This is a genomic window from Bacillus sp. FJAT-45350, from assembly GCF_002335805.1.
In the GTDB taxonomy this organism is placed as follows: domain Bacteria; phylum Bacillota; class Bacilli; order Bacillales; family NISU01; genus FJAT-45350.
On the sequence record NZ_NISU01000001.1, the window covers coordinates 1,261,940 to 1,287,861 of the forward strand.

Below are 25,922 nucleotides of genomic sequence, written 5' to 3' on the forward strand. Positions count from 1 at the left end.
ACTTATGGTGGCGGTTGTGATTATTTATGCAGGTAATATATTGATCGGAAAAGCGATCAATGATTTACCTCCATTTACGATTGCGATGATTCGGTTTATGATCGCATTTGCTATCCTGTTTCCAATTGGCTTTCATGCTGCGTGGAAAAATAGAGCGACATTTTTAGAACATAAGGTTCCATTTTTGATTATGACTTTATCAGGTGTAGCATTTTTCAATATGTTTATTTACGGTGCCTTACAATATACGAGCGCCTCAAATGTTGCTGTATTGGAAACAGTTATTCCTGTTACAACAATTTTATTAAGTGCTTTCTTTTTAAAGGAAAGGTTGATTCGTATTCAATGGATTGGAATCCTATTATCTTTCATTGGAGCGATTTGGGTTGTGTTAGATGGTCAGTTCTTTCAATTAACGTCAATGGCTTGGAATATTGGTGATGTAATTATGATTGGCGCTATTATCTCATGGGCTGTTTATTCTATTTACGTGAAGCAATACATGCATTTGTTTCCTCCATATGCAGCGATTTTCCTGATGACAGGAATTTCTATGATTGTATTGTTTCCATTTGTTGTGGTAGAGTGGGTTGTCATGGGAATACCTACATTTGATGTCTCAAATCATCTACCTGGTCTATTATATTTTGGGATATTCCCGTCCCTTGTGGCGTTAGTTTTCTATAATCGGGCCGTCGACTTACTCGGACCTTCACAGGCTTCTATCTTTTTAAATTTCCTTCCTGTCTTTACGATGATTGGCGCATACTTATGGTTAAACGAAACAGTCACAGTCGTGCAAGTCGTTGGGGCATTTGTCGTTATGGGCGGTGTACTATTGACTACCCAGGTAAAGAAGAAGGAAGAAAAAGTAGACATACCAGTAGTAAAAGAACATGCATAGTCTTTGATAGTTTTAAAGAGAGGTCATTGAAAAAGTTTTCATTTTTTCAATGGCCTTTATCTTTGGTTTACGAAATTACAAAATACTTAATCTGTGGATAAGGAGCTTATTCTAAGAAGGGCAATGGCTTGGCGCACTACGCGTATTGCGCCAAGAAACCCACTTGTCACTATACTTTAAAACAGGTAGTGGCTCCGCACATTGCTTTAAACAAGTGATCGCTTTGCAGTCTTTATTCTTATATTTTTACCAATATTTATCATAAAAGGCTTGAAACATAAATAAATAGGTAGTAATATCAAAATTAACCAGTGGTCAATAAAGGGGTGTATGTATGTCACCACGTAAGCCAGCATCTCAGGAATTAACTAAGGAAATGATTTTAAAAGAAGCTCGTATTCAGTTTGTAATAAAAGGATACAACCAAGTTTCAGTGCGTAACATTGCGAAGAAGCTAGGCTGTAGTCATGGCTCAATTTATTATCATTTTAAAAATAAAGCAGAATTGTTTTATGCAATAGTTGAAGAAGATTTTAGTGTACTTAATAAACTAGTAGATGAAACAATTCATGGCGATGAAGACGATGAGAAGAAGCTTATAATATTGTTTATACGGTTTATTGAATTTGGTTTAAATCATCAAAATCAATATGAGCTTATGTTTATGGTAAGAAATGACGAGGTAGATAGCTTGTCACAGGAAGCAGCACATCTTAGTTATCAAAAATTCGCTCGTGCTGTCCAATTGTTAGCAAACAACCAACTGGCGATTAAAGATATTTGGTCAGCATTCATATCACTACATGGATTTGTTTCTCACCATTGGGGCTACGTTGATAGTTTCGAAGAGGCAAGAGATGGAGCAATAGCTCATGTGAATTTTATTCTAATAGCATTGTTTCCTACGGATGATACTCTAGATGACTTGTAATTAGTTTAGAGTATCACAAATTTTTATCATTAATTGACCAGTGGTCAGAAAAAGGAGAGAGTATATTTTATGGAAAAAGCGTTAGTTGTTGGGGCATCCGGTGGAATTGGCTATGCATTAGTTTGTGAGTTAGCTAGTAGAGGGGTAGAGGTTGTTGCTTTTGCGAGAAATAAGGAAAAGTTAAAGAAACTGTTCAACAATAAGTCTAATGTTTCAATTTATTCAGGTGATGCACTAAATGAAACGGACTTGATAAAATCATCTGAAGGCGTAGAGGTTATTTTCCATGCGCTTAATTTTCCATATCAAGAATGGGAAGAAAAGCATCCAAAGTGTATTAAAAATATGATTCGAACAGCTAAAGCGCAACAAGCAAAAATCGCTCTTGTCGATAATATTTATGCGTACGGTAAGAATCCAGGTGTATTAGTAACGGAAGAGACAAGAAAAACACCTCACACGAAAAAAGGGAAAATACGTTTAGAAATGGAAAATAGATTGAAAGAAAGTGGAATCCCTAGCCTCATTGTGCATATGCCAGATGTCTATGGTCCGAATGCAGAAAATACAATGCTTCATGAAACTTTAAAAAACGTCATAAGGAATAAAAACTCAAATTTCATTGGTCATATAAACATTGCTAGAGAGTATTTATATACATTCGATGGTGCAAAAGGAATGGTTGAATTAGCTTTCAGAGAAGAAGCATACAACCAAAACTGGAATATACCCTCATCTCACCCAATCACAGGTGACAAACTTTTAGCATTATTACGTGAAGAAATTGGGTACCAAAAATCACTCCGTGTAGTATCAAAATCGATGATTAGGTTCCTAGGAATAGTTTCTCCTTCCATGAAAGAAATGGTTGAGATGATGTATTTAACAGAAGAACCTATTATCCTAAGTGGAGATAAGTATGAAAAAGAAATAACAACATTGCCTCGAACTCCTTATAAACAAGGAATTAAGGAAACGGTAGATTGGATGAAACAATAGTAGAAATCACTTTTTGACGGCTGCGGATGAGGCACTTCTATTTTTCTCTAACCATCAACTTACAAGGTAAAACAAGCAATTGAAGAAACCTATATTGACCAGTCTTTGTAGTATGATTACAGTTACTACTGTTGTATATATATAGAAGGTCCTATTTTTGTAACGAAAGGAAATGTAAGATATCTTTATTCCATACTTATATCGTATATTTGGACAGGAGAACCGTTATTCATGAGCAAAGAGTTATATTAAAAGGGTTAACGGACATTAAGTTCGTTATTTACTTACATTAGCACCAAGTATAGTGAATTTTCATGGAATAGCGTACCTCAAGTCCAATAGTTCGAAAAAATAGGATAAATTAGTAAAATAAGGTCTCCTATGTCCGTCAGCGACAGGAAACTTTGATAATAATGTAGAAACTAAATGAAAAATAAAAGGTGACCAAATATGACTAATTCACTAAATTCATACGTTGAAAAACTTGTGAAAATCTATTCTGAATACAGTGATGATAAATATGCCGAATGGTCTATAAATTATTTAAGAAACCAATTTGAGTTCTTAGGTATTCGAACACCCATTCGTCGAAGAATAACTAAACAATTTATAAAAGAAAATGGATTACCTCAAAAAGAGGAACTAAAGGATGTCATTTTTATGCTTTGGAGTCTTCCAGAGAGAGAATATCAGAAAGCAGCTCTTGATATTCTCCAAATAACAAAAAAAGATTTCATCAGCGAAGATATGTCATGGTTATCAAATTTGATCGTAAAAAAGTCGTGGTGGGATACGGTGGATGTACTTTCCCCTCATATCATGGGTTATATGTTTTCCAATAATAGGGACCTTATACTTGCATTTGCTGATAAATGGATTGAGGAGGACAACATTTGGCTACAGAGATCAGCGATATTGTATCAACTATACTACAAAGATGAAACAGATGAAGAACGCCTATTTCGATATATTTTAAGAAGAGAAAGTAGCGATGAATTTTTCGTACAAAAAGCAATTGGATGGGTATTACGTGAATATGCAAAAACTTTCCCTGAAAACGTAAAATCTTTTGTTGCTAACAATAACTTAAAACCACTTAGTAAACGAGAGGCTTTAAAACATCTCTGAAACATAGTTCTATCATTTAATTCGCATTCTAGAGTTTTTTACATTATTCAGCCTTTGCAATATAAAGATAATTGCAAATGATCCATATTTATTAGATATAGATTATGACACTAGTGTTGCATTAATTAATTTCAAATATTAAAAAGACTCAAAATCTTCAATAATCTCATTTTACGCACAGAAAAAGTCCTTTATAATGGATAAGTCAGGTGGTAACCCGTCCAAATCCACTAAAAAAGGACTCACACTATGGACAAGATTACACGAAAAACTTCATTTGGACAATGGTTTTCACCCATTAACCTTCAATTATTTGAAGAAAACGTGAAAACGTTGAAATTAGATTACTATACAAAAAAGTTAACGACCGAATCATTTCTAAAATTACTTCTTTTTGCACAACTTCAAGAAATCGAAAGTCTTCATGCACTGGGCGATAGTCTTTTTGATGACAAGCTGCAAAAAGAAGTTAACCTAGATTCTATCAGTATCTCTCAGCTATCACGGCGATTAAATAATATGAATCCTGACTTATTTCAAAAGCTTTTCTTAGATCTAGTAGCACAAATTCATGTCAAAACACACCCTACAAAACTGATTATGCCGTTAAAAATCATTGATTCAAGCACATTGCCACTTAATTTGACCCATCATAAATGGGCTAAGTTCCGCAAAACAAAAGCGGGAGTTAAGGTGCATTTGCGTCTTGTGTTTATGGAAAATGGACTTTCCTATCCTGAAAAAGCTGTTATTACAACGGCAAAAGAACACGATCGTGGTCAACTTGAAGTGATGATTGATAACAAAGAATGCATGTATGTGTTTGACCGTGGTTACCTTGATTACGAGCGATTTGATCGCATGACGGATGATGGCTACTTTTTTCTTTCAAGACTACGTAAAAATGCGGTCGTACGCGAAGTTTATGAATTTAAACTACCAGAAGGTTCAGCAGTATTATCAGATCAAATGGTATTGATTGGTACAACTCAAAACCGTAGTGAAAATTACTTTCGCCTATTAAAAGTGAAGGATTCAAAAGGAAATGAGCTTCATTTAATCACTAACCGTTTTGATTTGAGTGCTGAAGAGATTTCTGAGATGTATAAATCACGCTGGGCAATTGAACTGTTTTTCAAATGGATAAAACAGCATCTCAACATTAAAAAGTTCTATGGTCACAGCGAATGGGCGATTCAAAATCAAGTGTTTATTGCACTGATTGTTTTTTGCCTGCATGTTCTCGTTCAAATCGAAACGAATAGCAAGCGAAAAACCTTACAAATTAGCCGTTATTTAAGGGCTGCGCTATGGAAACCAGCGTATATCTGGATTCGAAAAATTGAAGGAAAAGCAGTCCCTTAATAAACAAATTGTCGTCGTTACTTATGCTCAATTGTAAAAAAATCCAAATGGATGGAACCACCTTTGGTTAGGTATTTCCTTTTTTGGCTCTAAGCAGAGAAAACATTAAAACTGAAAATTCCAACAATATTTATGCAACACTAGTGAGATTATGATACAATTATAAAATTACTAAAAAAAGGAGCATATCCATGAAAAAAATTTCACCAGAATCATTTTATAAGAGTATGGAAAATCAAGAGAAAATTCTACTTCTAGATGTACGAGCAGAGGAGAAATATAAAAAGTTTCATATAAAGGGTTCAACAATTGAAAATCTAAACATACCGAAAACGACGATTTTTGATTTAGAACATGATAGTGAAGGTTCTATCAATGATTTGGCAAAAGACAGAGAAGTGATTGTTACTTGTACTACAGGAAACTCAGCGACAAGATGTGCTTCGATTCTATCACAAAGGGATTACAAGGTTTCTGTTTTAGAAGGTGGAATTACTGCCTGGAAAGAGTATTGTAAAGATAGAGAATAGATATAATTAACGATTTCGGAACAGAGGGAGAAAAGTATATGTTGGGTTACTATAGTAAACTTTCTTCGGAAGTATATGATCTAGATAAATATATTGGTCTTTCATTTGGAGATGTGGGATTTTATAGCGAGAGATTAGCTTCGTGTAAGGGCAACGTTCTTGAACCAGGGGTTGGAACGGGTAGAATTCTAATTCCACTGTTAGAGAAAGGCTTGAAAGTGGATGGTTTCGATGTTTCAGAAGAAATGTTAAAAATATGCCGTCACAACTGTGAAAAAAGAGGGTTACACCCAAAACTATTTGAAGGAAAAATGGAATCAGTCTCATTAGATTCAAAATATGAAGCTATTATCGTGCCAACCGGGACATTCCTACTGTTACATAGAAGAGATGATTCTGTTAAAGCATTAAAAAATTTCTATAACCATCTTTCTAATGGAGGTAGACTAATTTTAGATATTTTTTTACAAACGGATGTTTCGATTGAAAAAGCATCAACTAGAACTTGGCAATCTAAAAATGGGGATATTATCACGTTAGAAAATAAAGTAGTCGAAGTAGATTATATTAATCAATACACAATATCTCATAATCGCTACGAAAAGTGGAGTAACGGTGAGCTATTACAAACAGAACTTGAACGATTTCCACTACGTTGGTATGGAATAGAAGAATTCAGAATGATTCTTGAACAGATTGGGTTTGAAGATATTATAATATCAGCGGATTATGAGTACGGACAATACCCAACTAAGTCAAGCCAAGTTATTACCTTTGAAGCTGTTGCTAGGAGATAATATTTCCTTAAATACTCAGCCTTTGAGTTAGATTCATAAGAAGAAAGGGAGGATACCGAATTATGTATTCTCCCTTTCCATTTATTCAATATTTTTGTTGTTTGCTTCTACGTACAAGTAACGCAAGTATAACTGCGGCAATTGCCAAGTAAAATCCAGTAGAAAAACTTTGCTGTGAGCCATACGTCAGGGCAGCAATCACTTCTTCTGCAGTAGGATTTATAATGCCATTGTTTTGTAGATATGTTTGTTGACCATTTTCCATGACAGATATGAACAGTGCCGCACCGATTGCACCGGACACTTGCATTAACGTGTTCATAATCGCAGTACCATGTGGATACAGACTTTTTGGTATCTGATTCAGACCATTTGTTTGGGCAGGCATCATAATCATCGCAACAGCAATCATTAGAATCGCTTGTTGGACAACGACAAACCAAACAGGAATTCCTGGAACGGTATATCGATAAGTAAAGACAATGACCGCAAGAAGAATCGTTCCTGGAATTAGCAATGGTCGAGGTCCAAATCTATCAAACAAACGCCCCATAATTGGAGATAGCGCCCCGTTCAATAATCCCCCCGGTAACAAGACCAATCCAGCTGTTACAGCACTAAATAGTAGTGCGCCTTGCATATAAATCGGCATCACGAGCATCATCGCAAACATTGTCATCATGATGAGCATCACAAGGAGGAGTCCAAGTAAAAACATCGGGTAACGGAACACACGAATGTCTAATAACGGTGATTCAAGTTTTAGTTGACGCCAACTAAACAATGCTAATGAGACAAATCCTATTAGTAGAAATGAAAATACCACTGGATCTGAAAAACTGGCATCACCTTTACCAGCAGCACTAAAACCATAAACGATTCCACCAAATCCGAGTGTTGATAATAGAAAGGAAACAACATCAAGTTTCGGTTTCGAGGTTTCTGAAAGGTTGGTCAAGACTTTCATACCAAACAATAAAGATGCGACCGAAATAGGCGTGATGAAATAAAACAACCAACGCCAAGTGAAATTTTCAACGATAAGTCCTGACACTGTTGGGCCGATCGCAGGGGCAAACATGATAACAAGACCAACCATTCCCATAGCAGCTCCGCGACGTTCAACAGGGATTACAGTAAGGATTATGTTAATCAAGAGTGGGATCATAATCGCAGTACCAACTGCCTGAGTTAAACGTCCAATTAATAGAACCGCAAATACTGGACTTAAACCAGAGATAAGCGTACCAATTGTAAACAACGACATTGCGGTAATAAACAATTGGCGTGTTGTAAAACGTTGCATAAAATATGCAGAGATAGGAATCAATGTACCGATAACAAGCATATATCCAGTAACAAGCCATTGTACGGTGCTTGAAGCAACACCGAAATCAGCCATAATCGCATTTAGGGCAACATTTAAAATCGTTTCACTTAAAATAGCAACAAATGCTCCTGAAAGTAAAACAGCTAAAATCGGGATCGGGTTAACCTCTGGTGTGCTCGTTTCTTTTGCTGCTGCGTTTTCTTCGGCTATAACAGCCATTAGCCTCTCCTCCTATGTAGTAAAATACGACACAGCAACATATCGCTAAATTATACTACCACCATGGATTATGAGACACAACAGTTATGTCTTGACGGGGCTAATATAGAAAAATATTTTAGTTCTGTTGGTATGTCAGTAAGTACAATATCGGCTAATTACTAGGGAGCGAGAGATTGATCTCACTGTCTTTAGAAAATATAACAAAACCCTTTTCACCACCAGTTAAATCATTAATCAAAATAAATGGTGGTATATCAAGATTTTTTTTTAGATAAAATGGAAAAGCTTGATTCTATATGTAATATTTACCTTAAACAAATTAGAGAGTATAATAAAAAATGTGTGAGAAATATTCACAAAATTCTTGATTTTTTGAGGAAGGGGTCTTTTTGTGGAAGTTCAAAAAGAGAGACAGAAAGACGACACAAATCTTGAAATGGTAAGAAGTCTTTCTCACTATATTAATAAAATGAAAGGTACCAATAATCCAATTAAAAGTTTTCCGATAACTGATTCACTAATATCTGCAGGTGGTGGGCTGATAGCTATGGTGATTATTAGCTTAGTTGCTGTATTTTTAGGTCACCCAATGGTGTTAGGTCCAATTGGAGCTAGCTGTTTACTAGTATTTGTAGCCTATGAAGGGCCGTTTTCACAGCCTCGACACGTAATAGGTGGTCACTTACTTTCAACGATAGCTGCTTTAACTATTTGGGATCTATTTGGACGTTCCCATGTAACGATAGGGATTACACTTGCTATTGTAGTATTGCTTATGTTGCTAACAAATATGATGCATCCTCCTGCTGCAGCTAGCGCTATCGTGGCGATTAACACACAAATTGGTTGGAGTTTTCTTTTCACCATTTTCTTATGTGCAATTTTGGCAGTGATCGTTTCGATTTTATATAATAACTTGTTTAAGAACAGGAGTTACCCTCAGAGGTGGATATAAAGGGGTTGTAACAATGATTGAAAATGTGGGCACTTGTTTTCACTGTAAGAAAAATATTTACTGTCTAGATGGATTTTTCAACGGGATGAAGCAGGAAGATGGAAATATCATTTGTTTTGACTGCTATGAGCGAGATTGACATCAGGTAGATCAGCTGACGTATGTCTAGTTTTGGATACCGGATTACTATGAAACTCTTATAGTTTAGCCAAATGGTGTTACTATGCAAAAAACCTTACATATTTTGTAAGATGATAAGGGATAATAAGTTTGTATTTTCAAATACGAATTGCAGAGGTAAGCCGTATGAAACAAAAACAAAAACAAAGTATTCTTTTGCTCTTTATTATATGCTTAAACATTTTTAAAGGAACATGGAGGGAAATCCCACAATACAAAAGAGGGTTATTGTATATTAGTTTTTTAAATTCTATGTACTATTACCTTTGTAAAAGAAGCCTACTTTGGGAGTTTAGACCGGAGGGGGTTCGCTGGGAGCTTTTGAGGATTGTTCACATTTTTATAATTTCACCTTCGATCGTTCTTTTGTTTATATCTGATTTACCTAAATCTATCCCAAAGAAAATTGTCCATCTGCTAAAATGGGTAATTTACTGTTCAGTCACTGAATATATTATTTTAAAATTGAATATGATTCGGTTTAAATACGGTTGGAACATTTATTGGTCTGGTTTAGTCTATTTAAAGATATTTGTCTATGGATACTTATATAATAAAAGACCATTACTTACATTTATTCTTTCTCTATTTTCTGCTATATTTTTTACTGCGAAATTTAAGATACCATTAAGAAAAAGGCTTTTAAAAGGACCTTTCTATTTATTTCTTAAATACCCTAGATTTCCATTTGAATCCAGATTTAAAACAGTTTTATATACTAAACTAGATCAATTAAAGAATAAATTGACTTAGTAATGATCGTGGTCACAGTGAAAAAGTATGTATAGGTCTTTTTCTAGGAAAAGTGTCAATATTGTCATTATATTTAAAATAATACTTGCAATTTAGTTAACTCATTGGTAATATAATAAACAATCAATTTATTAAAATAAAAATTAAATAGCGATAAACTTCTTATCCAGAGTGGTAGAGGGACAGGCCCTATGAAACCCGGCAACCATCAAGTTATCCATTAACTTGAACGGTGCTAATTCCTGCAAAGGTGTTAACCTTTGAAAGATGAGAGGAGATGTATATAACTATACAAACCTCTCTTTAGATTTAAGGAGAGGTATTTTTATTATTGTATACACTCTAAACGGTAATTGCTTACACATTACTAATAAGTTGTCTTAATGGATAAAAGGCTTATCGCTCAAAGGAGCGGTAATAATGGAAAGAGCAGTGTTTGGTGCAAGTGAGTTTTTCAGTCAGAAAGCATTCTTTACAGGGTATCGTGGGATTGAATATGTACAAATAGAACAGGTGAAAGGGACCAATCTAGATATAGTAGAAATTTGGTTTAACCCTTGGAAAGTATCATACACTGAATTGGTAGACTTGTTTTTTGACTTACATGATCCTACAACGAGAGACGGTCAGCAACGTAATAATCAGTCATTCATCTTCTTTTCAAATAGTAACCAATTAAAAGTGGCTAAACAAAAGAAAAAGGCACTAAATCACTCGGCTAAATGTGAAGTGATTACAGAAATCACTCCAGTAGGGGTAAAAGTAAAAGAGATTAAACAAATATCTTAATGAAAGTATTAATACCTTTATTATTTGATTTAGATTGAAGCAATTGCTCTTACAAAGACAATTGCTTTTTTAGTGTAAAAAATAACAAAGAAGTGTAAACCGATGGAAGTTAACCCGTTTTTCTTAGATAACTATTTGATTTCATTCACCAGAAAAAATATAAAATAATATTTTTGAAGAATCGTGACAATACAGTAAACTAAACTATGTTACAAGAAACTGTTACTAAAAATGAAACCATGGTATGTCAACACTAAACTGGACAAATAATTAAAGGTGTACTGACTTGAATTCGATAGGTGTAACATAATCTAGTGAACCATGGATACGAACATGGTTATACCAATGAACATAATCAAAAAGTTCAAGGTCAAGTTCGGGTTGGTTAGAGAATACTCTACCATTCACAAACTCAGTTTTAATAACTTTAAAGGTTGCCTCCGCTACAGCGTTGTCATAGGGGGTTCCTTTGTTGCTTAAAGAACGTTCAATTCCAAAGGTTTTTAGTGCTTCATCAATAAGTTTGTTCTTAAATTCACTGCCCCGATCCGTGTGAAATAATTCAAGACGATGAAGGTTGTATGGAACTTTTGCGAAGGCACGCTGAACTAAGGCTGCGTCTTTTTGAGGACCAGCACTATATCCAATAATTTCACGGTTATATAAATCTACTAAAATACAGATGTAATGCCACTTTTGCTGAACTCGAACGTAAGTCAAGTCACTCACTACGACTTTGAGTTCTTTTTCTTGGTTAAATTCTCGATTTAAGGCATTGCCGATAGGAGATTCATTACACTTTGTTTTCGATGGTTTAAACTGAGCCACTGTGTATTTGGATACCAGTCCTTGTTCCTTCATAATCCGACTAATACGCCGACGAGAGACTTGCAACCCTTGCTTTTCTAGTTCTTTCTTTAATTTACGTTGTCCATAAATTTGGCGGCTTCTATTGAAAAGGTCAACGATGAGCTTCGTTACCTCTTCGTCAGGGTTCTCTCGTTTCTTTGCTTCATAATAATACGTACTTCGAGGAAGTTGTAGGACGTTACACATTGCTGATACCGAGTATTTGTGAAGGTTATTACGGATCACATCTACTTTCGTCCCATGATCAGCGCGGCTTGCTTTAAAATGTCATTTTCCATAGCGAGGCGTTGGTTTTCTTTTCGAAGTCGAAGTAGTTCTTCTTGTTCTGGCGTTCGATTGTCCTTTTCTTCAAAGGAACCACTTGCCTGGTTTTGTTGAACCCATTTCTCAAAGGAAGAAGCCGTCAATTCGTATTCTTTAATAATTTCCGAACGAGGTTTACCAGAAGCATATAATTGGACGATTTGTTCTTTGAATTCTTTCGTAAATGATCGGCGCTTACGTTTTGTCATAGTCTCGTCTCCTTCGAGTAATTTGACTCAAGTGTATAGCACCTTAACAAACCTGTCCAACTTAGTGTAGCCTATCCAACCATGCTCTTTTTTGGTAAGCGTAAAATAGTCCACACCTGTCAACCAAGTGTGGACTATTGTATGATGTAATTAATTCTTTTTAATACGGCAATAAGACGGAATTGTTCCTCCAGCCATTTTACTTTTGCAGCCAATTCAGCGTTTTGCTTTTCGAGCGAATCACACTTTTCTTGTAATGCATCTATTTGGTTAGTAGTTGGGTTAATAGTTGTCGTTTTCATACTCTAAATATACTACATTTTCCGAAGAAAAACCTTAGTTTTTTAGCGTTAAATGATAGTGCGTGCAGTTACTTCTTGATGAGCGTGACGTTGTGTAATTGGTAATCCATCCAGCAACCACCGGAATTGCCGATAACTAATATTTAATGTAGAAGAGCTATCTTCATCTGGCCATTCAAACGTACCACGTTCTAGACGCCGGTAATACAGCCAAAATCCATTTGTCTCCCACTGCAGTATTTTTAGTTTATCTCGTTTACGATTACAGAAAACAAAGAGGCAGGGAGAAAAGGGATCTAAATCGAACCCTTCTTGAACTAGAACTGCCAATCCATCAATCGATTTACGAAGATCCGTACTACCTCTTGCGAGGTAGACACGTTCTATATTCTTTTCACTGATCATTATGTGTTCAAAGCCTTCACTACGTCTTTTAGTAAATTGGGGTCGAATCCGGGCTTTACTTCAATAGTAACGTGATTGACTATTATGGTTAAGCTGTTTTCAGAGATGGTTGGCGGTTGGTCCTCGACTTTTACTGCCAACCAATTATGAGCCGTGCTATTTTTAACAACTGGACGAACTTTCTTAAGCCAGTATCGAAATTGGTGCTCTTTTACATCATTAGCTGCACACCATGCTCGAACTGATTGCCCACTTTCCTTGAAAGAAGCTACTCGTTCCTGCCATAGTAGCTGCCTTTCACTTTTTTCAGTTTTGGTCATGAAAAAACCTCCCTAAGTTAATTACTTTAAGGAGATTATCACATATCATAGAATCTATTAGAATGTGGGCATTATTTTACGCTTACCTTTTTTGTAACGTAAATATATCAAAGGATGTAAACGAGGAGGGAGTTTGATGAACCGTTTAAGAAACGTTGATACTGATACACTCTTCCCATACATTATGACATGGGGACTTCTTTTGCTAATCTCATCCTTTTTCGTACCTGTTGTGACGGTCATGTTCATTCAGGATTTGCTGTTCTTTTCAGCTGATAACTGGTCCTTTATCCGTCCTGTGGAAGCGTATATCGGTTTCGGTGTCGGAATGATCTGGATTGCGATTGTTCTGTTTTCTTTTTTGTTTACTAAAATGCACTCGGAAAAGAAAAACCGAACATATAAACTGACTGGACTTCATCTTATCTTATTTGTAGTTGCTTTTCCTTTGTTTGTATTCTCCATATACCATTATGCCTATTTTGACGAGCATGGCGTTCAGGGTAATTCATTTTGGACCTTATCTGAAGACAGTATTGCGTGGGATGAGGTGCAGGAAGTGACAAGGACAGTAGCGGAAAGTTCTCAACGTGTTATGTCATACACGTTCTCCGACGGTGATACCTCTATAACGATTCCTTATGATCCACAGGATTACCAAACCGTTCAATCTATTAAGCGTGTTGTTAACATTTACAATTGGAACATTACAGATAATGTCGAGGGTGAATAAAACCAGATAATGGTCTGTAAAAGGTTGAAAAGGAGGAATTTCTAGTAAAAAAAAGATTCCTAATAATACTTGTTTTAATGATAATTTTTTATATTATCTCTTAATTCGTCATTTTTTATTTTACTGTCCATAATTTTTCATCCTTTTCCTATGATGGTAGAATTAGTGTATACTTCATTACTATTGATTGCAATTAGTATAGAAAAGCAGATGAGTAAAATTTCTTGGTAGCTTATGTAAAGGGGTCAAGTGCAATGAATAGAGAGACTATCTTAGAAATAAAAAATCTTTCAAAAAGTATCGGGAAAATTAATATTGTTAAAAATATTTCTTTCCATTTAAACAAAGGTGAGATTAAAGGACTTCTAGGACCTAATGGCTCAGGAAAAACAACCATATTAAAAATGTTAGTAGGTTTATTAAGGCCTACCTCAGGAAGTATAAAGGTTCAAGGGAAAGACATTCAGGACGATTTTGAAAGAGCAATTCGAAATGTAGGAGCAATTATAGAAAATCCTGAGCTATATGAATACTTATCAGGTTATGATAATTTACAAATTTTCTATCGAAGCGCTCCCGATGTACCCGAAAGTAGAGTAGAAGAAGTGATTGAATTATTAGGAATGGATGACTACATTGATGATAAGGTCAAAACCTACTCCCTTGGGATGTTACAAAGACTGGGATTAGCACAAGCGATGTTACATCGTCCTGCGATCTTATTATTAGATGAACCGACAAATGGTCTTGATCCTTCGGGGATTCAAGACCTCAGGAAACACTTAAAAATGCTTGCTGATGAAGGGACAGCGATTATTATTTCAAGTCATTTATTAGCTGAGATTGAAATGATCTGTGATAGTGTTCTCATTCTTGACGATGGAATGATGGTGAGTGATGAAGATCTTGAAGTGTTTAGAAATGATTCGGACCAGGAAAGTGTATACCGGTTTAAGGTTTTAGAAGTAGACAAGCTAAAGCAATTTATAGCAATTCATCCTAAATATGCTCAATCAATTGAAATTGTTTCAGATGGTTTTTCTATCCATTTATCAGAACTTGAGGTAGCCACCGTCAATCAACTACTAGTAGAAAATAATATCAGTGTTGTTGGTATAGAAAAGTATAAAACATCATTAGAACAGGCTTTTCTAGCACGCCTTACTAAAGCAAAAAGGGGTTAATAATGAATTACTTTTTTAATCTTGTGTTCAACGAAAATGTAAAGATATACAAACGTCCGAGAGCATGGGTATTACTCGGTTTGTTAGTAGTTATGAATCTTTTTATTGCGATGGTAATGAGGTATATATTTTTCGATACAAATTTTACTTTTTGGGATCATGTAAACACTAGTACTTTTATTATATTTGTGTTGAATTTTATTTCTATTATTATTGCAGGTGATATAGTTTCTAGTGAATTTTCGTCAGGAACGATCAAGCTTGTCTTAATTCGTCCAGCAAGTCGCTTAAAAATTATTTTATCAAAATATGTTGCTGTCCTCTTGTTTAGCGTTTTAGTCGTTAGTATTCATTTACTATCCACGTTGATATTTGGAGGTATCTTCTTTTTTAACAGTGTGTTAGTGCTGGATCCTCCCTTTATTATAAACATTATCTTGAAATATGGATTTGGCTTTATAGAAATGATCGTTATTTCGTCTTTTGCTATGATGTTATCAGTTGTCACTCGAAGTAGTGTATTTTCAGTCTCGGTTCCTATCTTCTTATTAATGTCTGTAACTTTAGTAATAGAGTTACTTGTTCACTATAATATTCATATTGGTAAATATATTTTATTTGCAAACACGAACTTAACACAGTACTTCCTTGGTATACCTAAATTTGAAGGAATGACATTACAATTCTCAATTATGATCATTGTTATACATATGGTTGTCTTTTTTATTGTGTCATTTGTTAGTTTTTCTAAAAGAGATGTGAATGTATAAATTTATTTTTAAAGTTATTGAGCATTCTTCGTATAGAGGAATGTTTTATTTTTGTTGAAATGAGTATTTAACAACAAAAATATTATTCAAATTAATAAAAATTTATTGTAAAACGATAAATTGTTTGTTAAATTGAAAATGACAATAAATAAGTGAGGTGCTTTTTATGAAACGAGGTTCAACAATTTTTTTAAAGATAGCGGTTTTCCTTATTGGATTTCCTGTTCTTGCTTTGTGTATATTGGGTTTGCCTTGGATAGTTAATAATCCCGTAAATCCAGATTATGCACATGTACTATATCCCATTATTATAGGTATTTATTTATCTGTAATACCTTTTTTCGTTGCATTGTATCAGGCGTTTAAACTTTTAAACTATATTGACAAGTCCCTAGCTTTCTCTGAAGTGTCTGTTAAAGGCCTAAAGGTTATTAAATTCTGTGCTGTGTCAATCAGTGGTTTATATCTAGTAATTATGCCGTTTGTTTTTCTCGTAGCAGAACTAGACGATGCCCCAGGTCTTATAATCATTGGAATGGTCCCTATGTTTGCCTCAATGATAATCGCAGTATTCGCTGCTGTTCTTCAAAGGCTTTTACAAGAAGCGATTGATATAAAATCAGAAAATGATTTAACAGTGTGAGGTGTAAACAATGGCAATTATAATCAATATTGATGTGATGCTCGCTAAAAGGAAAATGAGTGTAACAGAACTTTCAGAAAGGGTTGGAATCACAATGGCTAATCTTTCTATATTGAAAAATGGAAAGGCAAAAGCAATTCGATTTTCCACTTTAGAAGCTATTTGTAAGGCCTTGGACTGCCAACCTGGGGATATTCTTGAATATCAAGGTGAAACGGAAAATAAGGATTAAGTCTACGTCAGTGATGAAGTGATAAAATAATAGGGTGATTAAATTGGTTATCTGTTTGGTATTTGGAGACAAGAAGTTAGTTTACACTGAATGGAATGGTCTCAATTGATTTTGTTGTTAATAGTGTTAATAATTTTTCTACCATTTATAGGTTTTTTTCTATACAATTTTTCAAAACATATGGGTGTTATTTTTATTTCATCTCCTTTAGTTTTAATTGTACTTGTAGTCGGTTGGTGGGTCTTAGCAACCAACCATTACTTCGTATCTTCGACAAATCTAGAGTATGAATCTATCGGGGAGTTTCGCTTACAAGAAACAATAACAAAAGAACGCATCAATGGTTTTGGTTCGTTTGAAAAAAGGGAGAAAGTTGATGGCTATTCTTATGTTTATGAAGATTTTTTTCTAAGTATAGACAAAGAGTATAAAATTGTTTCGTTGTCAGTCGGCGGAGCCCCTATTGAAACAAGCTCTGGACTAAAAGTAGGGGACACCATAAAAAAAGCCAAACAAATATATGGTAATAGTTATTATTCGTATCGAGAAATGGGACTTGGAATAGCTATGGTTTACGTGGATAGGGATAATAAACAAAAGCTTACGTTATGGAGCCAAGATGACAATACTGTCGCAAACATATGGTTATCTGTATATTGACAAAACCAGCTCAAAGTAAAATATGAAACTTGTGTTGCTACGTATAATTGATACATTCTAAGTTAATGTGAATATATACACTTACGGGTGCGTGTCTACAACAACGTCAGAAACGTTTTTTACTTACGGGGCAGAATAGTACAATGAGAAAACCATTTTTAACGGTATTAATATTGTATTTGGTATATTTTAATTGATAAACTGGGGAAAATGGTGAGGTTAAGAATATTTATAGATTTGTAAAAGGAGCATTCCTGTTAGAAGGTTTTTCGGGGACTTGAACAAAAAAGAGCCCTCTTGGTATGATACGGGGTGTCAAATCTGGACGAATTGACCCCTAATTTAGTAACCAAGGAGGACTCCACAATGGATTTTAAACAAAATCAGAAAATAAATCAAGTCACTGAAGAAACCCTCGTTGTCGGAATCGACATCGCAAAGCGTACACATTTCTCCTGCTTTGTTGACGACCGTGGACGGATACTCCAGAAATCATTCTCTATTACACAGTCACATCAAGGGTTTGAGTCATTTTATGATCGAATTCTCAAAGCATTAAGAGAGCATGGAAAAACAGAAGTTCTAGTAGGAATTGAACCAACTGGCCATTATTGGTTAAACTTAGCCTACTTTCTTGAGGAACGAGGCATTCCGCTTGTCATGACCAATCCAATGCACGTTAAGCGTTCAAAGGAGTTAGATGACAATCTGCCTACAAAGCATGATCGTAAAGACGCGCTAGTGATTGCTCGACTATTAAAAGACGGACGTTTTAGTTATCCTCGTATTCTAAAAGATGTCGAAGCTGAACTTCGCGTCGGATCAACGTTTAGAAGTAAGTTGACGGAGGAACTGGGAGCCGTTAAAAACATGATGATTCGCTGGTTGGACCGCTATTTTCCTGAATTCACTCAAGTCTTTCCCTCTTTCGGAAAGATGGCTTTGGCCGTACTCGAATGTACGCCATTCCCAAGTGATCTCTACCAAAAACAACCTGATGAATTACTTGTGATGTATCGTCAAGTAGAGGGGATGAAATCTCCTCAGAAGCCCAAAGCTGTGCGTCTCATTGAAGTCGCAGCTCACTCGATTGGAGTAACAGAAGGACGTAAGATGGCCCGTTTTGAAATTGCCACACTCGTTCAACGTTATCACCAATTAGAACAAGAAATTGAAAGCATCACCCAAAGCTTAGTTGAGCTCGTCAAAACGTCTGTAGAATATGAATGGCTTTCAACAGTTAATGGACTCGGAGACACTACCATCGTTGATCTATTAGCTGAAATCGGCAGCTTTTCACATTATGAGGATCCACGCCAACTTATCAAACTCGCGGGACTCACATTGCGTGAAAATTCGTCTGGGCAGCACAAAGGTCAAAAACGTATCTCTAAACGAGGCAGAAGGAAGCTACGCGCCCTCCTGTTTCGAGTGATGATGCCAATGATCCGTCATAACGAAGCCTTTCGTAAACTACATGAATATTACACAAATCGCACAGTCAACCCGTTACGAAAGAAACAATCAATTGTGGTCCTTTGCGGAAAACTATTAAAAGTATTACATGGAATCAGTACGAAGCATAAAGCATTCGATGCACAAAGAATGATGAGGGATGTACCTAGTCTCGAAGAGGCTATGTAGTCTGCATCTCCTTGAATGAACTAGACAATTGGATGACACGGAGAAGCTGGCACTATTTTCACCATTCGACCTAGAGTCCCTAAAGGAGCTTCGCTAGCCTCTGCCTTATGACTAGACCGAACGAAGGAATGTAGGCACACAGATGTCCAGAGACATGGGAGGGTACGTCATCATAAGCTACGCAGAGATCCATGGTGCATCGTATATTTCTTCAACGCTACTTACATTAATATCCAGTAGTGACCGCGTAGCGCACCCATAGATTGGAATAGTTTCACATAATTTTAAATTACTGTTAGAGGTCGTGTCGAAAAATATTTTTTTGACACCTCACAAACGGGTCAAACCGTTGATATATCAATATTTATAGAGGGAGTGTTCAATTATGGTTGGAGTAGAATTAAATATGGTTGTGAAAGATAGCTTAAAAGCATTGGAATTATACGAAAATATATTTGATATCGAGCGTGTGGAGGTTTCAAACTTTCCTCGTGGTGAAAATGAGGTAGTTTTTACCCTATACAACGTTCACTTTCATATGCTAGATGAAAACCCAAAATTCCATTTGATCGCACCAAAACCTGACGACCCTAAGACTAGTTGGTTTAATGTTACAGTCCCAGACATTAAGGAGACTTATGCAAAGGCGATGAATTTAGGTTGTACAGAGGTGCAACCTGTGACTGAGATTCATGACTACGGAGTTTCGAACGCCATATTCATGGACACCTTTGGTTATATATGGATGCTGCATCAAGTACATAAAGAGGTTAGTCACGAAGAACGTATACAGCTTTGGGAGGAAAAAAGGGAGAATTAATCGGTGTATTTTAAGAAAAGTGAGGATATTTTGTGTTATATACAACAATTGTTTTAATTGCTCTTTTGCTAATTTTGTGTTTCATGCCTAAGTATATGAAAAAAAGAGATATGTACATAATATGGATTAGCTTTTCTTTCCTTGAAATTGTCGTTGATTATTATTTGGGTCATGTATTCGAGCTATATCATTTTGCTGGAGAAGCTGATAAGCTAAGTCCTGAAGCTTTTACCACTAAACTTTTTATGTCACCTTTATTTGCAATCCTATTTTTGAACTTTATGCCTAAACAAACTCCACGATTTATCCTATATTGGATAGGTTGGGTTGTGTTTTCTACCTTTTTCGAATGGACTACTGTGTATTTCGATTATCTAACATATACAGGATGGAAATTATGGTACTCCTTTATTTTTTATGTATTAATTTTTCCTATTGTTAGATGGCACTACCTATATATAAAACACTAAATTATTAGCCCTAGTTCGTATTTCTTGAACAAACTGGGGCACTAGCTGTTCAGCAGGAGCAGTCATATGTGTGGTTGCTCTAACAAGAATGTTTCTTTATTGATATTTACTTATAAATAAAGTATATTGTTTATACATAATTGAAAGGAGGGTTATTATAAATGATGCATGCAGGAAGATTACGCCAGAAAGCTTTGAACAATAAGTAACTTAATATGTTCAAAGGCTTTGTTTTCATAAAACAGAGTAAACGGGAGTAGTCTGCACATTTTTAATAATCTTCAACGGGAAAGTATTCGCTTTTTTAGAAGAAGAAAGGCAGATAATCGTCTGTCTTTTTTCTTATGTCTTTTTTTTATTCATATAAAAGAAGACTTCTATTTGTATTGCCTCGTTTACTCTTTACCACAGACAGGAGACTTTCTGTGTTTTTTTATTATATATTCCTTTGATTGTATAACAGGTAACTATTCTGATTATGAATATCAAAAAGAAATTGAATGAATACAACAACAAGAACGACATGAAAAATATCTTTGGAGGTAATGAACATGAATACACTTAAAATTAAACAATTAGCAAATAGTAAAGGCCTAGATATTTTAGAAGATACGGTAAAAATAAATGAGTCTGGTGTTGACTTTCAAGTAGCACATGCCAAGGATCAGAACGCTAATAATTGGATACTCAGGGTTCCACGTAGACCAGAATCTATGAGACATGCATTAAAAGAGAAAAAAGCGTTAGATATCATTAATAACTATGCAAGATTTGAAGTTCCCAATTGGTCGATTTTCTCAGAAGACTTCATTGCCTATAAGCAACTAAGTGGTGTACCTGCTGCTACTATTGACGTTGAACAACAAAACTATGTGTGGAGTATTGATGAATCCAATGTACCATCTGAATATTATTATTCATTAGGAAAAGCCCTAGCAGATTTACACACTTTACCTCAACAACAATTCAAAGATATCGGTGTTGAAATGGTTGGTGCTAGTGAGTTAAGAGCTTCCATGAAACAGCGAATGGAACGTGTAAAAGAAAAATACGATGTTAATCAAAATTTGTGGGACCGTTGGCAGACTTGGTTAGCTGAAGACTCTCTTTGGCCTTCCCATGTTGGGGTAAAACATGGAGATCTGCATCCCGGCCATATTCTTATTGATAAGAACAATCATGTTACGGGCTTAATTGATTGGACAGAAGTTGGGATAGGTGATGTATCTGACGATTTCACGTCGCATCATCTACTCTTTGGTAAAGATGGATTGAAAAAGTTAATCGACGCTTATGACAACGCTGGAGGAAAAACCTGGTCAAGAATGGATGAGCATATTATTGAACTTCTAACAACAAGTGGCATCACTGTTGCAGAATACGCTCAAGCGTCGGGATTGAAAGACATGCATGAGGCAGCTGTACACATGCTTGCAAGTGATAGCTAATTAACGTTAGTTTAAAATGTTTTATTCAGAAGTCTTTTTTAAGGCAGAAGATTTGGAGGGATTAAATGGAAGGTTGTAGAAGAGATGTTATAAATATTCTTGAATTAATCCTATTTTGGATAATTGGTTTTTACTTAACTGTTAACTTCGCTAGCAAAGTATATGAAAGCTACGGAATATCATTCATGGGTAATGTATGGGTTAATTGGTTTGGAATATCATATGTTTTACTTGCTGTATATTCTATCATCGCATATATTTTCACAAGAAATCGCAGTAACTTTTATCGGGGAAGAATGAAGTCCATTTACTTTTGGATAATTTTTATCGTGTCTCTCTATATTGTTATTATTCCATTTATAAAAGGGGAAAATCCTTTTTAAATTTTCATGATAAAATGGTTACAATTCATTAGGTGTATATTAAAAGCAGTTTCAAAAGAAGTAATAGGCATCAATATTTTTGACGAAGAAGAAAATTTAGGTATGGGGAAAACTGGTTTGCCTATTCTTGAACCATATCAAGAAGGAAAATACACCCTTGATTTTACTTTAGGTGCGTTAGAAGAAAATCCTGATGTTAGACTTGCTCCAACACCCGAACAATTAGAGAAGTTGAAGGAACATGCTATGGATGCATCTTTAATTGTTTCTATAGAAGGTGAAGAAATTGCACGCTTTGACCTTAGTAATTCAAATTAAGTACATTTAATCATTTTTGTTCTCTTCCATTCGAGTTGCATTAGTTCAGCAACACCATCTTTGTTTTACAAAAAGGATAGGGTAAGCAGATATAGTACCTGCTCACCTATCCTTCTTTTTTTATAAGGGTTTTGAATTTTTATAAAAAATTAGTCATTTATTTCAATATCTAATTCTTCTTCAGAGTACTCTTCATACTCCTCGTTTAGAGACTCGTCACTAGGTTCATCAAAGAAAGTTTCTTCATCAGGTTCATCATAAAATGGTTCTTCATTTGTTTCGTCATATGGTTCTTCATTTGTTTCGTCATATGGTTCTTCAAAAACAGGTTCTTCAAGAGGTTCTTCATAGACAGGGTCATTATCACCGCCACATCCAGCTAATAAAGTCGTCGCAAAAAGAGTTGCTACTCCTGTCAGTAAATAATTTTTTTCATAATTATTACCTCCTCAATTGATTGGATATGTATGAACACTGTTAGAATATCAACTGTAAGGTATGAATGATAGGGATAGAAGCTAATTAGGAGACTCTTTTAAATTATAGTGAGATTTGAACAAAAATTTATCATCACCCGACAGAAGATTCCCTCTTCAATCGTGAGAAGGGCTTCAGCCCAACGATAAGGGGGAGATGAATGTCGGTTGGCCATAGCCAAAATATACCTCATTGTGATATAGTGGGAACAAACGTTCTGTTTGAGTGAGGTGAAAATATGTTAATTAAAAAGGCATTTAAGTTTCGGATTTTTCCAAACAAAAAACAAATAGAGCTCATAAATAAGACAATTGGTTGTTCACGTTTCGTCTATAACTATTTTGTTGGTGAGCAAAAAGAGAAAGACGCTTATTGGTCTATTGTCAACGAAATGGTACAAAGTGGACTACTCCTTGAAAACAATTGGAAAGGTGAGTTCTTCAATAAAAACAAATCGATTAAATCACTACCAAAATTGAAGAAAAATTATCCGTTCTTACAAGAAGTTGATAGTATTGCGCTCCAAAAATCAGTCGAAATCGTAAATGATGCCTACACACGTTACTACAAAAAACAGAACGGTGAGCCACGTTTTAAGTCAAAAAAGAACCCTGTTCAATCGTACACAACAAAATTTGTTAATAGAAATATTGAAGTCGTAGATAAACACATTAAACTACCAAAACTTGGTCTTGTTTGTTTTGCCAAAAGTCGTGAAGTCGAAGGTCGTATCATGAATGCAACGATAAGGGGTAGTCCAAGTGGGAAATACTTCATTTCAATTTTAGCAGAGACCGAAGTAGAAGAACTTCCTAAATCTAATTCAGCAGTAGGGATAGATGTAGGGTTAAAAGACTTTGCCACACTATCAGATGGCACTATCTATCAAAATCCTAAATTTTTCCGTACATTAGAAGAGAAACTGACAAAAAAACAACGAATTCTTTCCAGACGAGAAATCGGTCTTCGAATTGGAAAAAACAAAAAACAAAAGTGGCTCAAATTCATGAGAAAATCACAAATGCACGATAGAGATATGTTACATAAAATTTCAACCGAGATTGTCAAAAACCACGACATCATCGGTATTGAAGATTTGTCTGTCAAAAATATGCTCAAACATCACAACCTCGCAAAAGCCATAAGTGAGGTATCATGGTCCCATTTCAGAACGATGCTTGAATACAAAGCGAAATGGTACGGTAAACAAGTTGTTTCCGTAGCGAAAAACTTTCCAAGTAGTCAACTGTGTTCCACTTGTGGTCATAAACACAAAGACGTTAAAAATCTTGCTTTGCGTGAATGGACTTGTCCCATTTGTAAAAGCCATCATCAAAGGGATAGTAACGCAAGTATCAATCTTCGTAATGAAGCATTGCGATTAACCGCAGGAACTGCGGGGATAGCCTAATCATAAACTGACCGGTAGGTTGGTGTTCTTAGGAATCTCCATCTTAAAATTTCATTAGAAATTAAGGTGGAGTAGTTCAAAGATTGTTTTACATTAGAAGAAAAGGTAGAAAAAAATTAATTCTATGAATTGAGTTAGTAGCTTTCTGTGAAAAGGGAAGATTTACTAAAAAAGTTATTTAGTATATCACTTTAAAGTGTTAAAATGAATTGAGATACCCTATCATAGCCCACAGAAAGGAATTTTAGTAAATGATAACTTTCATTTTAGTTGTTCTAATGTTATTTCTAATCCCGGGTCCTGCTGTTTTTTTAACAATATCTCAAACTATTAAAGGTGGAAAGAAGAATGGAATTGTTACTGGTTTAGGCATTGCAGTTGGTGATTTGATCCATACTTTTGCAGCAGTACTTGGACTTTCGGCTATTTTAATGACATCTGCGCTTGCTTTTGAAATTGTTAAATATTTAGGTGCGGCATACTTAGTTTATTTAGGTCTTTGTGCTTTGGTTGAGAAATCAAAGCGAGTAGAGAAACCTATTATAAAAAATGTTAAAACTAATACATCATTTCGCCAAGCTTTATTGATTGAATTACTTAATCCTAAGACCTCATTATTTTTCTTAGCTTTCTTGCCACAGTTTGTGAATACTAATGGAGCTTCCGTAACAACTCAACTTTTTATACTTGGGCTGACTTTTGTTTTAATGAGTATCACGTATACTACTCTTTTAGTGTTTCTAACGAGTGCAGTAGGGAATAAGTTCTTTGCTAAAACTAACGCGAGTTCGCATTGGATTGGAAAAGTTGTAGCTATGGTATATATTGGTTTAGGATTAAAATTGGCTCTTCAAACTCAAGAGTAATTATATGAACATTCTTCATAATGAAGGATGTTCATATTTTTGTCGTCTTACATTCAAAACAATAAATAAATATTAATGTAAAACGATTTGTTGGGTTCAAAATGACAATAATAATTAATATTGAATAGGAGATGAAATCTATGAATAACGGCGGGAAGCTGGAGTTTCAAAATATATATAATGAATTATATATTCTTTTAAAAGAATACGAAGCTAACTTGGATGTTAAAACTGATAGCTTAGAAAATTATTATTTAGATACACGTAAAATTGACCCCAAAAATAAAAAGCCCATTTTCTTCGGAGCAGTCCAAATTAAGAAAAATTATGTAAGCTACCATTTAATGCCCGTATATATCTTTCCAGAATTACTGAATGATACTTCAGATGATATGAAAAAACGAATGCAAGGGAAGTCTTGTTTTAATTTTAAGAAAGCTGTTCCTATCTTATTTAGTGAATTGAAGCAACTCACTAAAAATGGGTTTGATAAGTATAAAGAACAAAGTTTTTTATAAACAGCTGTCAATATGTAGCTGTATTTTCAGTTTATTAGTGAATCATAAAAAAA

The 25,922-nt window shown here is 35.0% G+C and carries 30 protein-coding genes and 1 riboswitch; of the genes, 25 read left to right on the top strand and 5 right to left on the bottom strand.

The features are described from left to right. Positions 1–4: 4 nt before the first annotated feature. The 7 genes from CD003_RS06370 to CD003_RS06400 all read left to right on the top strand — a co-directional run bounded on the left by CD003_RS06370 (position 5) and on the right by CD003_RS06400 (position 6,654). Positions 5–904 (top strand): DMT family transporter, encoded by a 900-nt coding sequence (locus tag CD003_RS06370; RefSeq protein WP_096200271.1) that lies wholly within the window; start codon positions 5–7, stop codon positions 902–904. A gap of 334 nt (positions 905–1,238) precedes the next feature. Further along, complete coding sequence (locus CD003_RS06375; RefSeq protein ID WP_096200273.1) at positions 1,239–1,835, top strand: TetR/AcrR family transcriptional regulator; 597 nt, start codon at positions 1,239–1,241, stop codon at positions 1,833–1,835. Positions 1,836–1,904: 69 nt separating this feature from the next. Then, positions 1,905–2,834: an SDR family NAD(P)-dependent oxidoreductase gene (locus CD003_RS06380; protein WP_096200275.1), complete on the top strand. Its 930-nt coding sequence runs from the start codon at positions 1,905–1,907 to the stop codon at positions 2,832–2,834. A gap of 450 nt (positions 2,835–3,284) precedes the next feature. Beyond that, positions 3,285–3,962, top strand: a complete 678-nt coding sequence (locus CD003_RS06385; protein ID WP_096200277.1) for a DNA alkylation repair protein — start codon at positions 3,285–3,287, stop codon at positions 3,960–3,962. A 249-nt stretch (positions 3,963–4,211) separates the two neighbouring features. Further along, on the top strand, positions 4,212–5,327 hold the full coding sequence (locus tag CD003_RS06390) for an IS4 family transposase (RefSeq protein WP_096200279.1): 1,116 nt from the start codon (positions 4,212–4,214) through the stop codon (positions 5,325–5,327). A 191-nt stretch (positions 5,328–5,518) separates the two neighbouring features. After that, positions 5,519–5,857 (top strand): rhodanese-like domain-containing protein, encoded by a 339-nt coding sequence (locus CD003_RS06395; RefSeq protein ID WP_257008218.1) that lies wholly within the window; start codon positions 5,519–5,521, stop codon positions 5,855–5,857. Positions 5,858–5,895: 38 nt separating this feature from the next. Beyond that, positions 5,896–6,654: a class I SAM-dependent methyltransferase gene (locus tag CD003_RS06400; RefSeq protein ID WP_096200283.1), complete on the top strand. Its 759-nt coding sequence runs from the start codon at positions 5,896–5,898 to the stop codon at positions 6,652–6,654. An 85-nt stretch (positions 6,655–6,739) separates the two neighbouring features. On the opposite strand, the gene CD003_RS06405 is transcribed toward CD003_RS06400, so the two are convergent. Next, a complete protein-coding gene (locus CD003_RS06405; RefSeq protein WP_096200284.1) occupies positions 6,740–8,203 on the bottom strand; it encodes an MDR family MFS transporter in 1,464 nt (487 codons plus the stop codon). A 394-nt stretch (positions 8,204–8,597) separates the two neighbouring features. On the opposite strand from CD003_RS06405, the gene CD003_RS06410 reads away from it, so the two are divergent. From CD003_RS06410 to CD003_RS06420, 3 genes are all read left to right on the top strand, one after another. After that, entirely contained in the window at positions 8,598–9,161 is a 564-nt protein-coding gene (locus tag CD003_RS06410; protein WP_257008219.1) for an HPP family protein, read from the top strand. A 13-nt stretch (positions 9,162–9,174) separates the two neighbouring features. Then, positions 9,175–9,300, top strand: a complete 126-nt coding sequence (locus CD003_RS22210; RefSeq protein WP_257008220.1) for a hypothetical protein — start codon at positions 9,175–9,177, stop codon at positions 9,298–9,300. A 953-nt stretch (positions 9,301–10,253) separates the two neighbouring features. Continuing rightward, a riboswitch (SAM riboswitch) is annotated at positions 10,254–10,368 on the top strand. Positions 10,369–10,514: 146 nt separating this feature from the next. Next, on the top strand, positions 10,515–10,883 hold the full coding sequence (locus CD003_RS06420; protein WP_096200289.1) for a peptide-methionine (S)-S-oxide reductase: 369 nt from the start codon (positions 10,515–10,517) through the stop codon (positions 10,881–10,883). A gap of 270 nt (positions 10,884–11,153) precedes the next feature. On the opposite strand, the gene CD003_RS06425 is transcribed toward CD003_RS06420, so the two are convergent. From CD003_RS06425 to tnpA, 4 genes are all read right to left on the bottom strand, one after another. Beyond that, positions 11,154–12,265 (bottom strand): IS3 family transposase gene (locus CD003_RS06425; protein WP_096200291.1). Its coding sequence is split into 2 segments (ribosomal slippage): positions 11,154–12,016 and positions 12,016–12,265, totalling 1,113 coding nucleotides; the frame shifts between segments, so codons are not numbered across the junction. 134 nt (positions 12,266–12,399) lie between these two features. After that, positions 12,400–12,567 (bottom strand): hypothetical protein, encoded by a 168-nt coding sequence (locus CD003_RS21785; RefSeq protein WP_179295460.1) that lies wholly within the window; start codon positions 12,565–12,567, stop codon positions 12,400–12,402. A 48-nt stretch (positions 12,568–12,615) separates the two neighbouring features. Further along, positions 12,616–12,972: an IS66 family insertion sequence element accessory protein TnpB gene (gene tnpB / locus CD003_RS06430; protein ID WP_096200293.1), complete on the bottom strand. Its 357-nt coding sequence runs from the start codon at positions 12,970–12,972 to the stop codon at positions 12,616–12,618. Further along, positions 12,972–13,292 (bottom strand): IS66 family insertion sequence element accessory protein TnpA, encoded by a 321-nt coding sequence (gene tnpA / locus CD003_RS06435; protein ID WP_096200295.1) that lies wholly within the window; start codon positions 13,290–13,292, stop codon positions 12,972–12,974. Before tnpA ends, tnpB (CD003_RS06430) begins: the two co-directional genes overlap by 1 nt. Before the next feature lie 136 nt (positions 13,293–13,428). Here tnpA and CD003_RS06440 point away from each other — a divergent pair, with 136 nt between their 5' ends. From CD003_RS06440 to CD003_RS06510, 15 genes are all read left to right on the top strand, one after another. Further along, positions 13,429–14,025, top strand: a complete 597-nt coding sequence (locus tag CD003_RS06440; RefSeq protein WP_096200297.1) for a hypothetical protein — start codon at positions 13,429–13,431, stop codon at positions 14,023–14,025. Positions 14,026–14,279: 254 nt separating this feature from the next. Then, the gene (locus tag CD003_RS06445; protein ID WP_096200299.1) at positions 14,280–15,209 is read left to right on the top strand and encodes an ABC transporter ATP-binding protein; all 930 of its coding nucleotides are present in this window, start codon (positions 14,280–14,282) and stop codon (positions 15,207–15,209) included. Between the two features lie 2 nt (positions 15,210–15,211). Then, positions 15,212–15,979: an ABC transporter permease gene (locus tag CD003_RS06450; RefSeq protein WP_096200301.1), complete on the top strand. Its 768-nt coding sequence runs from the start codon at positions 15,212–15,214 to the stop codon at positions 15,977–15,979. 166 nt (positions 15,980–16,145) lie between these two features. Then, a complete protein-coding gene (locus CD003_RS06455) occupies positions 16,146–16,622 on the top strand; it encodes a DUF2975 domain-containing protein (RefSeq protein WP_096200303.1) in 477 nt (158 codons plus the stop codon). Between the two features lie 10 nt (positions 16,623–16,632). Further along, positions 16,633–16,854, top strand: coding sequence for a helix-turn-helix domain-containing protein (locus tag CD003_RS06460; protein WP_096200304.1), 222 nt, complete (start codon positions 16,633–16,635; stop codon positions 16,852–16,854). Between the two features lie 90 nt (positions 16,855–16,944). Beyond that, positions 16,945–17,514, top strand: a complete 570-nt coding sequence (locus tag CD003_RS06465; protein ID WP_096200306.1) for a hypothetical protein — start codon at positions 16,945–16,947, stop codon at positions 17,512–17,514. A gap of 366 nt (positions 17,515–17,880) precedes the next feature. Further along, a complete protein-coding gene (locus CD003_RS06470) occupies positions 17,881–19,158 on the top strand; it encodes an IS110 family transposase (RefSeq protein ID WP_096199813.1) in 1,278 nt (425 codons plus the stop codon). A gap of 385 nt (positions 19,159–19,543) precedes the next feature. Next, positions 19,544–19,978: a VOC family protein gene (locus CD003_RS06475; RefSeq protein ID WP_096200307.1), complete on the top strand. Its 435-nt coding sequence runs from the start codon at positions 19,544–19,546 to the stop codon at positions 19,976–19,978. Between the two features lie 110 nt (positions 19,979–20,088). Next, positions 20,089–20,448 carry a CBO0543 family protein gene (locus CD003_RS22565; RefSeq protein ID WP_373558553.1) on the top strand — a complete coding sequence of 120 codons (360 nt, stop codon included), beginning with the start codon at positions 20,089–20,091 and terminating at the stop codon, positions 20,446–20,448. Positions 20,449–20,999: 551 nt separating this feature from the next. Next, positions 21,000–21,896: a macrolide 2'-phosphotransferase gene (locus CD003_RS06485; protein WP_096200311.1), complete on the top strand. Its 897-nt coding sequence runs from the start codon at positions 21,000–21,002 to the stop codon at positions 21,894–21,896. A 65-nt stretch (positions 21,897–21,961) separates the two neighbouring features. After that, positions 21,962–22,279: a hypothetical protein gene (locus CD003_RS06490; RefSeq protein WP_096200313.1), complete on the top strand. Its 318-nt coding sequence runs from the start codon at positions 21,962–21,964 to the stop codon at positions 22,277–22,279. 102 nt (positions 22,280–22,381) lie between these two features. Further along, a complete protein-coding gene (locus tag CD003_RS06495) occupies positions 22,382–22,597 on the top strand; it encodes a hypothetical protein (RefSeq protein WP_179295461.1) in 216 nt (71 codons plus the stop codon). A gap of 715 nt (positions 22,598–23,312) precedes the next feature. Then, positions 23,313–24,485, top strand: a complete 1,173-nt coding sequence (gene tnpB / locus CD003_RS06500; RefSeq protein ID WP_257008226.1) for an IS200/IS605 family element RNA-guided endonuclease TnpB — start codon at positions 23,313–23,315, stop codon at positions 24,483–24,485. Positions 24,486–24,736: 251 nt separating this feature from the next. Further along, on the top strand, positions 24,737–25,351 hold the full coding sequence (locus tag CD003_RS06505) for a LysE family translocator (protein ID WP_096200315.1): 615 nt from the start codon (positions 24,737–24,739) through the stop codon (positions 25,349–25,351). Between the two features lie 140 nt (positions 25,352–25,491). Further along, positions 25,492–25,869 carry a hypothetical protein gene (locus CD003_RS06510; RefSeq protein ID WP_096200317.1) on the top strand — a complete coding sequence of 126 codons (378 nt, stop codon included), beginning with the start codon at positions 25,492–25,494 and terminating at the stop codon, positions 25,867–25,869. Positions 25,870–25,922 lie beyond the last annotated feature (53 nt).